Below are 12353 nucleotides of genomic sequence, written 5' to 3'. Positions count from 1 at the left end.
CCCTGCCGCCCGCCGCGACGACCGTCCCGGAGCTCCTCGACGCGCGGGCCACCGAACACCCGGACCAGGTGGCGCTGCGGGTCGTCGGCGGCGGGGAACTCACCTACCGCCGATGGCGCGAGGAGGCCCTGCGCGCTGCCGTCGGGCTGGCCGCCGCCGGGGTCGGACCGCGCGACCGGGTGGCGCTGCGGTTCTCCAACGCGCGCTGGGATCGGTACGCCGTCGGCTTCCTCGCCGTCCAGTACGCGGGCGGGGTGCCCGTCCCGGTGCGCGAGGATCTGTCCGAAGCCGACGCCACCGCCCTGGCCGTGCTGGCCGAAGCGGGCACGGTCCTTCGGGAGGGTGAGGTGCCCAGTGTCCCGGGACTGAGGGACCTGCGCCTGGACGCCCTGCTGGCGGCGCACCCCGAACCGCCGGCCGGCCCGCCCCACCGGGTCACCCCGGCCGACCCGGCCCAGGTGATCGGCACCTCCGGCACCACCGGCGCGCCCAAGGGCGTGCTCGCCGCACACGGAAACTTGACCGCCGGCCTGACCGCCCGCCCCCGCCGCCGCGCCTACGCGCACTCGCGGCACGCCCTGCACGCCTTCCCGATCGGGACCAACGCGGGCCAGGTGATGCTGCTGGGAGCACTGACCGCCGCGCCCACCACGCTCAGCCTGCCGCGCTTCGACGCGGACGCGTTCGGCAGCGCGGTCGAGGAGTTCGGGATCGGCACCGCCTTCCTGGTGCCCTCGATGGCCATCGAGCTGGTCAACGCGGGCACCGCCGGGCGGTACGACCTGAGCAGTCTGCGCCTGGTCAACTCCTCCGCCGCCGCCCTGCCCGTACCGGTGGCCGCCGCGCTGGCCGCGGCGTTGCCGGGCGCGACGCTGGTCAACACGTACACCTCCGCCGAGGCCTCGCCCGCGCAGATCTCCACCGTGGTCGACACCCGCCGCCCCGGCTCGCTGGGCCGCCCGGCCGACCCCGGTGACCTCCGTATCCTCGACGCGGACGGGCTGCCGCTGCCCGCCGGGCAGGTCGGCGAGGTCTGGCTGCGCCAGCCCGGACCGCCCCGCGGCTACCTGGGTGCCGCCGGGCCGGGCGACCGGGTGTTCCGGGACGGCTGGGTGCGGATGGGTGATGTCGGGCGCCTCGACCCGGACGGCTACCTGTACCTGGTCGACCGGGAGAGCGACGTCATCAAGAGCGGTGCGCTGAAGGTCTCCACCCTGCGGATCGAGGAGGTGTTGCACGAGCACCCGGCTGTCGCCGACGCCGCCGCGCTCGGCCTGCCGCATCCGGTGATGGGCGCCGTCCCCGTGGCCGTCGTGGTGGCCGCTCCCGGCGGTCTGGATCCGGACGAGCTCCGGCTGTTCCTGAGCGCCCGGCTGAGCCGGCCCGAACTGCCGGTCCGGATCCTGTTCGCCGGCGACCTGCCCAGGAACCCGAGCGGCAAGGTCGTCAAGGACCGGCTCCGCCCGCTGTTCGACGTGCCTGCGGAGCCCGCCGGCCCTGTGGCCGCCCCGGCCACCCCGACGGAACTGCGGCTGGCCGGGCTGTGGAGGCGCCTGCTCGGCCGACCGGTCACCGATGTGGCCGCCGAGTTCTTCGCGCTCGGCGGCGACTCGTTCCGGGCGGTCCGGCTCGCCACCGGCATCAGCGACGAGTTCGGGGTCCGGGCCCGGACCGCCATGATCTTCGAGCGGCCCTCGCTGCGCTCCCAGGCGGCCTGGGTGGACCACCCCGACCGGCGGCGGACCACGGCCGACGCGGCGGCTGCCGGGACGGAGACGGTGACGCCCTACCTGGCCGCGCTCCGTGCGCAGCCGCACGCCGTCGCACTCACCTCGCAGCAGGAGAACTTCTTCCGCTGGATGGCCGAGGCCCCCGGGCGGGACGCCGGCGCGGTGACGGCACTGTTCAAGGTGGCCGACCGGCTGGAACCGGAAACCCTGGGCCTGGCGCTCACCGAGGCGGTCCGGCGCCATCCCGCGCTGCGGACCCGGTTCGAGGCGGTGGGCGAGGGGCTCGTACGGGCGGTGCTGGACGAGGATCCCCGGGTACGGATCACGCTGACCCGGGCCCCGGGCGCCACGGACGCGGAGGTCGACGCCCTGCTGCTGACCGAACGCGACCGCCTCACCGACCTGGCCCGCGACCCGATGGCACGCCTCCTGGTGGTCAGCCGGTCGGAGACCGACCACGTGGTGATGGTCGCGATGCACCACATGGTCTCCGACGGCTGGTCGGTCGGTGTGCTGCTGGCCGACCTCGGGGTGTTCTACTCCGCGCTGCGGCGGGGCCGGCCCGCCCCGCCGGCCCGCTCGGGGCCGGAGTACCCGGAGCTGGTCGACTGGGCGAACGCGCACTGGCCGGCGTCCCGGGCCCACTTCGGGACCGCGCTCGCCGGGGCGCCCGAGGCCGTCGAGCAGTTCGCCGGCCGCCGGGCGGTGGACGAGGTGCTGACCACGGCGCACGAGTTCGAGGTGCCGGCTCCGCTGGCCGCGGCGCTGCGGGCCCGGGCCGCCGAGCTGGGCGCCACACCCTTCCTGGCCGTGACGGCGGCCTGGACCGGACTGCTGGCGAGCCGCAGCGGCCGTCCCGACCTGGTGGTGATGACCCCGGTGCCCGGCCGCCCGCGCGCGGACGCCGAGCGCACGGTCGGCTGCTTCGTCCAGTCGTTGCTGCTGCGGGTGGACGCCAGCGGGGGGCCCGGTTTCGCCGAACTGGTGGACCGGCTGCGAGCGGTCTACAGCGAGGCGCTGGACCACCAGCTGTACCCCTTCGCGGAGTTCAGTCCGTCCGTGCCGTTCGCGGCCTGGATCCGCTACGAGGCGTGGGCCGCGCCCGCGCAGCTCCCCGGCCTGGCCTGCGCGCCCTGGGAGCTGCCGCGCGGCAGCACCGTGCCGTGGCCGCTGCCGGGCGGCGACCGGGGCGTGCCCGAGCTGACGGTGGTCGAGCAGCCGGACGGCGGCCTGCGGTGCTGGCTGCAGTACAACGCGCTGGCCTTCGACCTCCCCGTCATCGCCGAGTTGGCCGGGGAGTTCACCGCCGCGCTGACCGCCGCCTGCGGGTGACCCCCGCGGGGGGGGACCGGCAGCGCCCGGTACGTCGGCAGGGCCCGGACCGCGCGTCGCGGTCCGGGCCCTGCCCCGTGCGGCGCCGCTCCGCGGCAGCGCGTGCGTCAGCCCTGTGCGGTGTCGTCGCCCGCCTGGCCGGCGCCCTCGGGCGCGACCGCCTTCTCGCGCATCTTGCGCACCAGCTCCGCCTTCTGGTCGGCGGCACCCTGCCGGTCGAAGTTGCGGTGGGGACCGTTGTTCTGCCGTTCGGCGCGGGACAGCCTCTTGCGCTGGCCGCCGCCCTGGCCCACGGGGTTGTTGATGTTCTTGCTGACGGTCACGGGTTCTCCCGGTCGTGGTGTGAGGTGATCTGCGGATTCATCGGTGAGGGACGGGCGGCGGCGTCGAAGGACGCCAGCGGGGCCCATCACGCTCTCACTCGTGAATCGGCGCCCGGCAGAACATGACAAAGACGTTACCCGGTCCCGGCGATCCCGCACACCAACCCTTTCCCCGCCCCGGCGACGGCCGTGTACCCGATGGTCATCCGGGGGCAGCGCCACCTCCTCGGCGGCCCGGCGCGTCACACGGACGCCCCAGCGCTTCACGCCTTGACGCTGTGGGTGGACGGCTGGTCTCCGGCTGCGGCTCGAAAGGTGTCGCGCGTGGCCCGGCGGGTCAGGGCCTTTACGGGCGCGGCGGACAGGACGAACAGGCCCGCGAGGATGACCCAGCCGATCTCGCTCAGGCCGGTGACCAGGGAAGTGACCAGTGCGGGGCCCATGGCGACGACAGCCGCCTCGGTGCTGGCCGTGACGCCCTGGTACTGCCCTTCGGCGTTCTTGGCCATGAGCCCCAGGGAGAGCCCCCAGCGTGAGGAGACGTAGTAGAGCTCGCCCACCACGTGGGCCGCCATTCCCCCGATGATCACGCAGGTGGCCAGGAGCGGTGACCGGGCCCAGGAGACGGCGGCGAAGATGAGGCAGCAAGCGGCCAGGGCCAGGGCCGAGATCCGGGTCGCCCGGACGGCTGCGGGGATTTCCACCGAGCGCTGGCTGACTCGTACCTGGAAGAGTGCGATGGCCACGGAGCTCACCACCACCGCCAGACCCGCCGTCCACAGCGGAGCACGGGTGCCCTGCGCGATCCACAGGGGAAGCCCGGTCGCCAGCAGGGCCCAGCACAGCGACAGCAGTGCCGTGGTGCTCATGATCGATACGTAGGGGACGTCGCGCAGTGCCTGCGTGCCGGAGCGCCGGCGTTCCCGCGGCACCGGCGGGACGGAGGGGACGATCATCGTCAGTGCGGCTGTCGCGAGCAGGGCGAGCGCGTCGACCAGGACGGCGACGACGAAGACCGACGGCTGCCCGCTGGCCAGGACGAGCATGGCGCCGCCCGCCCCTGCCGCGTAGGCGATGTGCTGGACCACCCGGCCCTGCGCGAGCACCTTGACCCGGTCTTCGGCCGGCATCAGTCCGTAGACGAGGGTCACGCGGACTCCGACACCGGAACTCTGCACGGCGGAGAAGAGCGTGGTGACCAACAGCAGGGACCAGAACCCGCCGACGAACACGTACGCGATCATCGCCAGCCCGCGCAGCACGATCACCGTGCACAGGACCTCTCGGGGGCCGCGGCGCTCGGCGGCCACGCCGATGGGGACGGCGGCCAGGAGCCCCACGAGACCGCCGATGCCCATGGCGAGCCCCATGCTCCCGGCCGGGATGTGCCTGATCTGGGTGAGGTAGATCGCCCAGATGCTGAACCACAGACCGTCCCCGAAGCCGTTCACCCCCTGTGCGGTCAGGAGTCGTCGCACGATGCGTCGCTTGTCCATGCGTGTTCCTCTGTCTGATGACTGCGCTATGCGGCCGCGGCCACCGATGGGGTGGGGCCGCGGTCGTCTGTCATGCGTATCCCGCTTCCCGCCGGCGGAATCACCTTTCGGGCGGCGTGCCCGCGACCGGCTCGTCCGGGGTCCGTCCCCAGGCCTGGAAGAGGATGGGGTGCACGACGATGGTCCCCGGCTGCGCGAGGTGGTCGCGCAATGCGCCGATGAGGCGGTCGAGCTCGGCGTGTCCGATCAGTTGGCGTTCCACCAGGGCCTCCCGGCACAGTTCGGCCCGGTCCACGACGAGCGTCTGGTAGGGATGGTCGTTCTGGAAGACGCGGATTCCCGCGTCGACGCCGACGTCGGTCAGTCCGGCCTCGCGCAGGAGGCGCGGCAGACGCCGGCCGAGATGGACGTCCATACCGTTGAGTCGCCACAACTCGGCGATCATGTCGACGAGTTCGGCCCATGCCGGATGGGGCGGGTCGCACACGCGGGAAAGCCAGTCGACGTCCTGGACGGCGACGGTGCCGCCGGGGCGGGCCAGGGCGATCATGGAGGAGAGTACGTCGGCGGAGTGCGGCACGTTCATCAGGACCAGCCGGGTGTGGACGAAGTCGAAACTGCCCCTCACCTCGGTGGTGTCCGCGGCGTCCTCCTCGACCAGTCGGACGTTCGCCGGCTCCCGAGCGGCGAGGAGCCGGCGGGCGAGGTCGAGCATCTCCCGCTGGACGTCGAGCCCGACCACCTCGCCGTCGGGCCCGACACGGTCGGAGAGCAGGTCGAGGATGCCCAGCGGTCCGCAGCCGACGTCGGCCGCGCGGGCGCCCGGTCCGGGTCCGCACCGGTCCAGAAGGCGCTCGGCCTCCGGTCGGAACATCTCGCCTTGGAAGAGCATGCGGTCCAGCTCGCTGGTCGCGGCTCCCATCAGGTACTTCTCCGCCATGGTCATGCGGTGCTCCTCGGTTGTCCGCGTACCGCGAAGCGGTCGCGTCGGTTCGTTCAGACGGGCGGGCACGGGGTTGGGGGTCATCCGGTGGGGCGGGTCGCGGCGGCGGACTGCTCCAGGACGGTGGCCGCGGCGCGTGCCTCCTCGGCGTTCACGGTCAGCGGCGGGGCGATGCGCAGGGAGTTGCCGTGCGGTCCCCCCAGTCCGATCAGCAGGCCGAGGTCGCGGCATGCCGACACGAATGCGCGCGCCGTCGCGGGTGCGGGGTTGCCGCTGCCGGGCTCGATCAGGTCGACGGCCAGCATCAGGCCGTGGCCGCGGGGCGCCGTCAGGTGGGGTTCGCCTTCTTCGAGGGTGCGCATCCGCGCCAGCAGGAGGGATCCGATCTCGTCGGCGTTGCGCAGGAGGTCGCGGTCGCGGATGACGTCGAGCGTGACGAGGGCGGCGGTGCAGGAGAGCGGATTGCCTCCGAAGGTGGAGATGGACTTGCCGGGGAGGCTGTCCAGGAGCGCGCGTTCGGCGACGAGGCCGCCCATGGGGAGGCCGCCGGCGATGCCCTTGGCGAAGGTGAGGGCGTCGGGACGCAGCCCGTGCAGCTGGTAGCCCCACCAGCCCTGCCCGGTGCGGCCCCAGGCGGTCTGGACCTCGTCGCTGATCAGGACGCCGCCGCTGTCGCGCACCAGTTCCTCGTAGCGGCGCAGCAGGGCCGAGGGCGGCGTGTGGAATCCGCCGAGCCCCTGTACGGGTTCGACGATGAGGGCGGCGGCGTCGCCCTCGTTCTCCAGGGCCTCGCGCACCGCCCGGACGGCGATGTCGTCGTCGGCTTCGGTACGGGTTTCCCCGGGCCGGGTGGCGCCGTTGTCCGCCAGGGTGACGCGCAGGGGCGAGTAGGGACTGGGGCGCCATCCGGGCAGGCCGGTGACGGCGGTGGTGCTCAGCGAACGGCCGTGGTAGCCGTCGCGCAGTGCGATCACGTGGTTGTTGCCGGCCCGGCAGAGCGCCGCCAGCAGTGCGGCGTCGTTGGCCTCGGTGCCGGAGCTGACGAGGAAGACGGCGGGGTCGGACAGTCCGGACAGCTCCGCCAGCCGTTCCGCGAGCCGGACCTGGGCCTCGATGAGGTACAGGGTGGAGGTGTGGGTGAGACCGGTGGCCAGTTGCCGGTGGAGGGCTTCACGGAATTCGGGCAGGTCGTAGCCGAGTGAGTTGGTGAGGATGCCGGCGAAGAAGTCGAGGTAGGTGTGGCCCCGCGTGTCGGTGACGTGGCGTCCGCTGCCGTGGCTGAGGGCCAGCGGCTGATCGTAGTAGGGGGTGACCCAGCTCGGCAGGACGCGGCGGTGCCGCGCGAGCAGCGGGTCGGGTCCGGCTTCGGCGTGGTGGCCGACGGCACTGTCAGGTGCCTGCCGTGCGGAGGGTCGCGGGGCGGGGGTGTCGGTGGTCGACCTGCTCGTGATCATGGTGATGGGCGCTTTCCGGGGTGGGGAGGGCGGGCAGGGTCCGCAGGCGGGCACGCAGGCGCAGCAGCCGGTCGCGGACGTCGGCCAGGTCGGCCGGGCCGTAGGTACGGGGGGCGTCGGGCCAGTGGAGCCGCAGTGCGGCCAGTGCGGACGGTGTCGTGCGCACGGTGCCGTCGAGGTCCACCGCCACGCCGTCGAGTGCGGCGTGACGCAGGTTCCACGCCACGGCTTGCTCGCGCGAGACGCCGTCGGGCAGGCGCAGCCGCACCTGCCGGTGGCCGACGACGACCGGGTAGCCGCCGGGGAGCCCGTGCGGGCCCGGAAGGTGGCCGGTGTGGACGGGGCCGCTGCCGGCGAGCGCCGCGACGGCGGCCGCGCCGGCGGCCGCGCCCACTTCGTTGAGGTGGTGGCGCGGCCGGGAACGTACCGGGGTGAGGAGGGACCGGAGCTCGGGCAGCGGGGCTCCGTCGAGCCATCCGCGGACGTCGTCGTCCGGGTCGGCCGGGGCGTGCAGGTGGGCGTGGTGGGCGAGCAGACGCAGGCGCTGCTGGTCGGGCAGGCCCAGCCGGGCGGACAGGGCGGATGCCAGGGTGGCTACGTTGCCCAGGCCGCAGACGACGGGCAGACCTCCGGCGTGGAGCAGGGGGTTGACGGCATCGGGGAAGCACGCGTTGACGAGGGTGGTGCCGGGGCTCGCCTCCGCGCAGGCGGCGGCGAGGTTCCCGGCCACGGTGCTCTGCAGGGCCAGGGTGAGTCCGAAACCGGACCGGTTCAGCAGGTCGGTCCACGCGGAGGGCGTGCTCCGGCCCTCGGCAGGGGACTGTTCGGAGCCGGCTGCCACCAGGACGTCGGGGCGCAGGGTGGCCAGCAGGCGGCGCGGTTGGTCCGGTTCGTGGGGGTCCAGCGGGTCGGATCCGCACACGGTGTGGGTGCCGGCCAGGTGGGAGTGGTCCCGTGCGATGTCCGCCAGCTGCCGGGCCCGGTTCGGGTCCCGGCTCAGCACGTGCAGGCGCAGCGGGTGGGGGTGGCGGGCGAGCGCGCGGACCAGGGCCCCGGCGAACGCCCCTGTGCCGGCGACGGCGACGAGCGGCGCGTTCATGTCCCGGTCCCGGCCGTCGCGGTGGGGCGGGCGAGAAGGGCGTCGAGGTCGATGAAGCGGGGCTCGGGCAGCCCGGGGCAGCGTGCGCTGATGTCGGTGCGGGGCGGCCGCGTGGAGTCGGTGAAGTAGGTGGGGGTCAGTACGGGGCCGCCGGGGCCGGGTTCGATGCCCAGCAGGGGGTTGGCGACCAGGAAGTCGCGGGTCCGCGGGGTGTCCCGGCGGACGTAGAGCCGGATGCGCTTGTCGGAGAAGTGGTTGGGGGGCAGGGTCACGCGGGGGCCGAACTTGCGCTTCCACTGGAAGATGCCCTTGCTGAGGAAGGCTTCGGTGCCGAAGAAGTCCACGTGAGCGACCCCGTTCTCCAGGGCCCACCTCAGGAGCAGGTGGTAGACGGCCTTGAAGGCGCCCTCGTCGTAGTGCCGCTGAGCCCCGTCGCGGACTCCGAGCAGCCGGGTGGTCAGGGTGCGCCGGTCCTTCGACCAGTGGCACAGGACTCCCGCGACGCGTACTCCGGCGGAGGTGACGAACATCAGCGTCCCCTCGCGGAGGATGGCGTGCCGGGCCACCTCGGGGCTCTCGGTGCGGCTGCGCTCGCCGTGGCGGCGGCGCATGGTCGGGAGGTGCATGGTCCGGTAGAAGAAGTCGAGTGCCTCCTCGGAGGCGTCCTCTTCGAGGGCCCAGTGGTGCTCGCGTTGGTTGCGCCGGAACTCCCACCGCTCACGGCGCGATGTCTGCCGGTCCAGTTCTTCGGCGCAGGACGGTACGTCCACGACGAGGTGGACGCGGAAGGGGGCGGTCAGGGACCCGGCGGTGGGCAGGTGTTCCAGCTGGCGGGCGTGAGCGCCCACGACCACGATGTCCGCGTCCGGCCAGCTGCCTGCGGCGAGGTCCCGCAGGCGCAGGCGACCGCTCTCGCGGTGGACGGGGCCCCCACCGGTTCGGGAGCGCTGGTGTTCGAGGAGCTGCAGGATGTTCGCCTCGCCTTGGGGCAGTCCCAGGTAGGCGATGCTGGGCTGGCCCTGTTCCGCCCGGGACACGGTCACGGGCACGGGGCGGGGCGCGCTGTCGTGCAGCCGCCGCAGCGTGCGCCAGCCCGGGGCGGGGCTGTTGTTCCACGCGTACGTCAGGCGGGCGCGAGCGGCGGACCGGGCCGCCGCCCTGCCGCCCGCGCGGGGCGGGATCGGCAGGGCGGCGGCGCGGGGGGACTCGGTCGGAGCGGGGGAAACGGACACAGGAGACTCCCGGGCGTGTGGTGAGGGATGCCGGCGCCGGGCGCGGCGTCAGGCCGCGGCGGTGCGGACCACCTGGCGCAGGCCGTCCAGGGAGTCGATGTGTCGCAGGTGCCGCGGGTCCGCGGTCCGGAAGTCCCCGGTGCCGTAGGAGCCCGATCCGTGGACGAGGATCTCCCGCGTGCCGATCAGGCCGCGGTCGACGCCGTTGAGTACACCGGTGAGGGCCATGACCAGGGACCATTCACGCAGGTCGCGGGGGTCGGCGGGCAGGTGGACGCCGTGCGGGGCCAGCATGTGGCGGATGCGCGGATAGCGCTGCAGGCACTCCATGAGGGAGACGACGACTCCGCCTCCCCCCTGGCGGCGGATGATCTCGTTCATCCGCGGGGAGGTGGCCGGCTTGTGCGTGTAGAAGGTGGCGTCGAGCTGCTCCCCGGGGTCGTGGGCGATCTGCGGGAAGTGCGGGTCCTGGTCCTGGTGGTAGAGGCCGTCGCGGGACACCCACGTGGGCCGGTGGTCGAATCGGCCGTGGTGGAGGCTGGCCACCATGTCCGGGGTGCCGAGGTGTTGCACCAGGAAGTACTGGCCGCCGACGCCGGGCCATTCCTTCCCGGTGTGCCACTGCTGACCGTGGAAGTGGCCCAGGAGGCCGAAGGCACTGGAGACCGAGTGCGCGTGGGTGCGTTCACCCGGGGGCAGGAAGTCCCGCTCGAACAACGCGCGTACGGCGTCGGCCACCATGTAGTTGCGCAGATCGAGCGAGTGCCAGAGGCGGATGCCGGTGTCGGCGAACAGGGCCTCGGCTTCCTGGTCGACCACCGCGCGGGCGAGCTGTTTCACGTCGCCCGGCTCGTCGGTGGCGAGGACCGTCACCGGATGGGCCGTCCGGGAGGCTTCGTCGTCGGCGAGGCCGGAGTGCCAGAGCTTGGCGGTGGAGGTCGAGGGCACCACGCACACGATGCGCAACTGTTCGGGGGTGACCAGAGCGGACTCGTGGGCGCGCAGTACCGCGTCGCGCAGCGCCGTGGCCTTGTTCGCGCTGGACGGCGTGACGATCATGATGGGCTCGCCGGTGCGGCGGATGTGCGCCACCGCCCGGGCGACGATGACCAGGGACGCGAACGTCTTGGTCGTCCGGGTGCGGGGGTTGTGCATCAGGTTGAGGAGGCCGATGCGCCGGCCCCCCGCCTCGTCAAGCGTGTGGGCGCTGATGCCGGAGGGCGCGAAGAAGCGCTCGAGGTCGGCTCCGGGGGCCGGAAGTTCCCAGCCGGGGGCGAACCCGCCGCCGTGCGCGCCCGCCGGTGCGGGCGCCTCGCCCGCTGCCGCGAGGACGGCCCGTAACTCCGCGTCGTAGTGGGCGAGCGCCGAGGGCCGGCGGATGTCGGCGTGGCCGTCGGTGGCCGCGAGGTCCGGCGATGAGGGGAGGGTCGTGGTCATCGGCGTGCCCCTTCCACCACGTCGCCGCGCACCAGCCGTGCGGCTTCCGCGAAGTCGGGCACCTCGGCCGGGTCGGAGCCGATGGAGAGCGGGCGGTTGCGCTCGTCGACGAAGACCACGTGCCGGCTCGCCGTTCGGGCCTCCTCGTCGGCCACCACCTGGTATCCGATGATGATGACCAGGTCTCCCGGGGAGATCAGCCGGGCCGCCGCTCCGTTGATGCCGATCACGCCGCTGTCGCGTTCGCCCTCGATCACGTAGGTGGTGAGGCGGTTTCCGTTGTCGATGTCGACGATGTCGACCTGCTCACCGGGCAGGAGATCGGCGGCGTCCATCAGGGTCCGGTCGATGGTGACCGAACCGACGTAGTGCAATTCCGCCTGGGTGACCGTGGCTCGGTGAATCTTGCTGTGCAGCATCGTGCGGTGCATGAGCAACTCCTCGTGAGGCCGGTCAGCCGGCGATCTGTATGCGGCGCAGATGACGGCTGCGGTCGCTGAATGCGTTGCGGGCGTGCAGCAGGCGCCAGTTGTCCCAGACGAGCATGTCCCGCTCGTGGTATTCCACGGCGACGTGGTGGCGGTCGAAAGCGGCATGCCAGCGGCTCTGCAGTCCGGCCGCGAAATCGTCGTCGTCACGGATCAGGTTGTTGCAGCTGAACCGGACGATGTCGCGTCCGGCCCGCTCTTCGAGTATCGGGTGGCGCGTCTTCAGGTCCAGCCCCAGACGCTGAACGCCCTCCGTGGTCTTCCACGCGTAATCCGTTTCGAGCAGCTGCTTGCGCTCGACGTCGGTCAGGGAGGCCACCAGCGGACGGGTGTCCATCAGGGTGGTTTCTCCGCCGGGCCCCGATGCGGGGGTGATGCACCACAGAGCGATGTAACGCGGCGGAGTGACGGCGAAGTCATAGCCCTCGGAGTGCGGGGTGAGGGGGCGGGTGTTGCCGGCGTGATAGACGTCGTCCATGCCGGGCTCGGGTCGGACGTCCCCGACGACGGCCCCCGTGTAGTTCGGTACGAAATCCCCGAGATCTCGGCAGAAACGGACGTAGTCGAACTCGTCGGGAACGTTGCACATGAGCACGTACCCGTGCTCGTCCATCAACTGATGGAAAGTCCTCGATAAGAGCTCGCCGGTCAACGCGTTACCGTTGAAATCGACCTGGGACAGAATGCTGATCGGTGAATGAGCCACCCTTCCTCCACACACATGCGGGCCCCCTGAGAGAATGCGTCATCTCAAAGGGATTCGTGGAAATTCAGCCGCACTGTTCCTCGGAGTGAAAGCCGGACCGGTGGTCGGCGACC

10 protein-coding genes are annotated in these 12353 nt (G+C 72.7%); 1 reads left to right on the top strand and 9 read right to left on the bottom strand.

Annotated features, from left to right (window positions below; translation table 11 throughout):
* Positions 1-68: 68 nt before the first annotated feature.
* The gene (locus ACFWW8_RS22870; protein WP_386530789.1) at positions 69-3062 is read left to right on the top strand and encodes an AMP-binding protein; all 2994 of its coding nucleotides are present in this window, start codon (positions 69-71) and stop codon (positions 3060-3062) included.
* 107 nt (positions 3063-3169) lie between these two features.
* On the opposite strand, the gene ACFWW8_RS22865 is transcribed toward ACFWW8_RS22870, so the two are convergent.
* The 9 genes from ACFWW8_RS22865 to ACFWW8_RS22825 all read right to left on the bottom strand — a co-directional run bounded on the left by ACFWW8_RS22865 (position 3170) and on the right by ACFWW8_RS22825 (position 12240).
* Positions 3170-3385 carry a DUF6243 family protein gene (locus ACFWW8_RS22865; protein ID WP_386530788.1) on the bottom strand — a complete coding sequence of 72 codons (216 nt, stop codon included), beginning with the start codon at positions 3383-3385 and terminating at the stop codon, positions 3170-3172.
* A 263-nt stretch (positions 3386-3648) separates the two neighbouring features.
* Entirely contained in the window at positions 3649-4881 is a 1233-nt protein-coding gene (locus ACFWW8_RS22860) for an MFS transporter (RefSeq protein WP_386530787.1), read from the bottom strand.
* Between the two features lie 100 nt (positions 4882-4981).
* Positions 4982-5827, bottom strand: a complete 846-nt coding sequence (locus ACFWW8_RS22855; RefSeq protein ID WP_386530786.1) for a class I SAM-dependent methyltransferase — start codon at positions 5825-5827, stop codon at positions 4982-4984.
* A 77-nt stretch (positions 5828-5904) separates the two neighbouring features.
* Positions 5905-7278: an aspartate aminotransferase family protein gene (locus ACFWW8_RS22850; RefSeq protein ID WP_386530785.1), complete on the bottom strand. Its 1374-nt coding sequence runs from the start codon at positions 7276-7278 to the stop codon at positions 5905-5907.
* Positions 7214-8377, bottom strand: a complete 1164-nt coding sequence (locus tag ACFWW8_RS22845) for a hypothetical protein (RefSeq protein WP_386530784.1) — start codon at positions 8375-8377, stop codon at positions 7214-7216. Before ACFWW8_RS22845 ends, ACFWW8_RS22850 begins: the two co-directional genes overlap by 65 nt.
* Positions 8374-9609 (bottom strand): hypothetical protein, encoded by a 1236-nt coding sequence (locus tag ACFWW8_RS22840; protein WP_386530783.1) that lies wholly within the window; start codon positions 9607-9609, stop codon positions 8374-8376. The genes ACFWW8_RS22845 and ACFWW8_RS22840 overlap by 4 nt, the downstream gene beginning before the upstream one ends.
* Positions 9610-9657: 48 nt before the next feature.
* Positions 9658-11046 carry a DUF6002 family protein gene (locus ACFWW8_RS22835; RefSeq protein WP_386530782.1) on the bottom strand — a complete coding sequence of 463 codons (1389 nt, stop codon included), beginning with the start codon at positions 11044-11046 and terminating at the stop codon, positions 9658-9660.
* A complete protein-coding gene (gene panD / locus ACFWW8_RS22830) occupies positions 11043-11477 on the bottom strand; it encodes an aspartate 1-decarboxylase (protein WP_386530781.1) in 435 nt (144 codons plus the stop codon). The genes ACFWW8_RS22835 and panD overlap by 4 nt, the downstream gene beginning before the upstream one ends.
* A gap of 22 nt (positions 11478-11499) precedes the next feature.
* Positions 11500-12240, bottom strand: a complete 741-nt coding sequence (locus tag ACFWW8_RS22825) for a TauD/TfdA dioxygenase family protein (RefSeq protein ID WP_386530780.1) — start codon at positions 12238-12240, stop codon at positions 11500-11502.
* Positions 12241-12353: the final 113 nt, after the last annotated feature.

Origin of the sequence: Streptomyces sp. NPDC058701 (assembly GCF_042715295.1) — a bacterium.
In the GTDB taxonomy this organism is placed as follows: Bacteria; Actinomycetota; Actinomycetes; order Streptomycetales; family Streptomycetaceae; genus Streptomyces.
Note: the sequence above shows the minus strand (reverse complement) of the source record. Positions and strands in the feature narration are given on the sequence as shown.

Bases quoted from the DNA above. Each gene is read 5' to 3' on its own strand.
- ACFWW8_RS22845 (WP_386530784.1), bottom strand. From the start codon at position 8,377: ATGAACGCGCCGCTCGTCGCCGTCGCCGGCACAGGGGCGTTCGCCGGG.
- ACFWW8_RS22860 (WP_386530787.1), bottom strand. From the start codon at position 4,881: ATGGACAAGCGACGCATCGTGCGACGACTCCTGACCGCACAGGGGGTG.
- ACFWW8_RS22855 (WP_386530786.1), bottom strand. From the start codon at position 5,827: ATGACCATGGCGGAGAAGTACCTGATGGGAGCCGCGACCAGCGAGCTG.
- ACFWW8_RS22850 (WP_386530785.1), bottom strand. From the start codon at position 7,278: ATGATCACGAGCAGGTCGACCACCGACACCCCCGCCCCGCGACCCTCC.
- panD (WP_386530781.1), bottom strand. From the start codon at position 11,477: ATGCACCGCACGATGCTGCACAGCAAGATTCACCGAGCCACGGTCACC.
- ACFWW8_RS22835 (WP_386530782.1), bottom strand. From the start codon at position 11,046: ATGACCACGACCCTCCCCTCATCGCCGGACCTCGCGGCCACCGACGGC.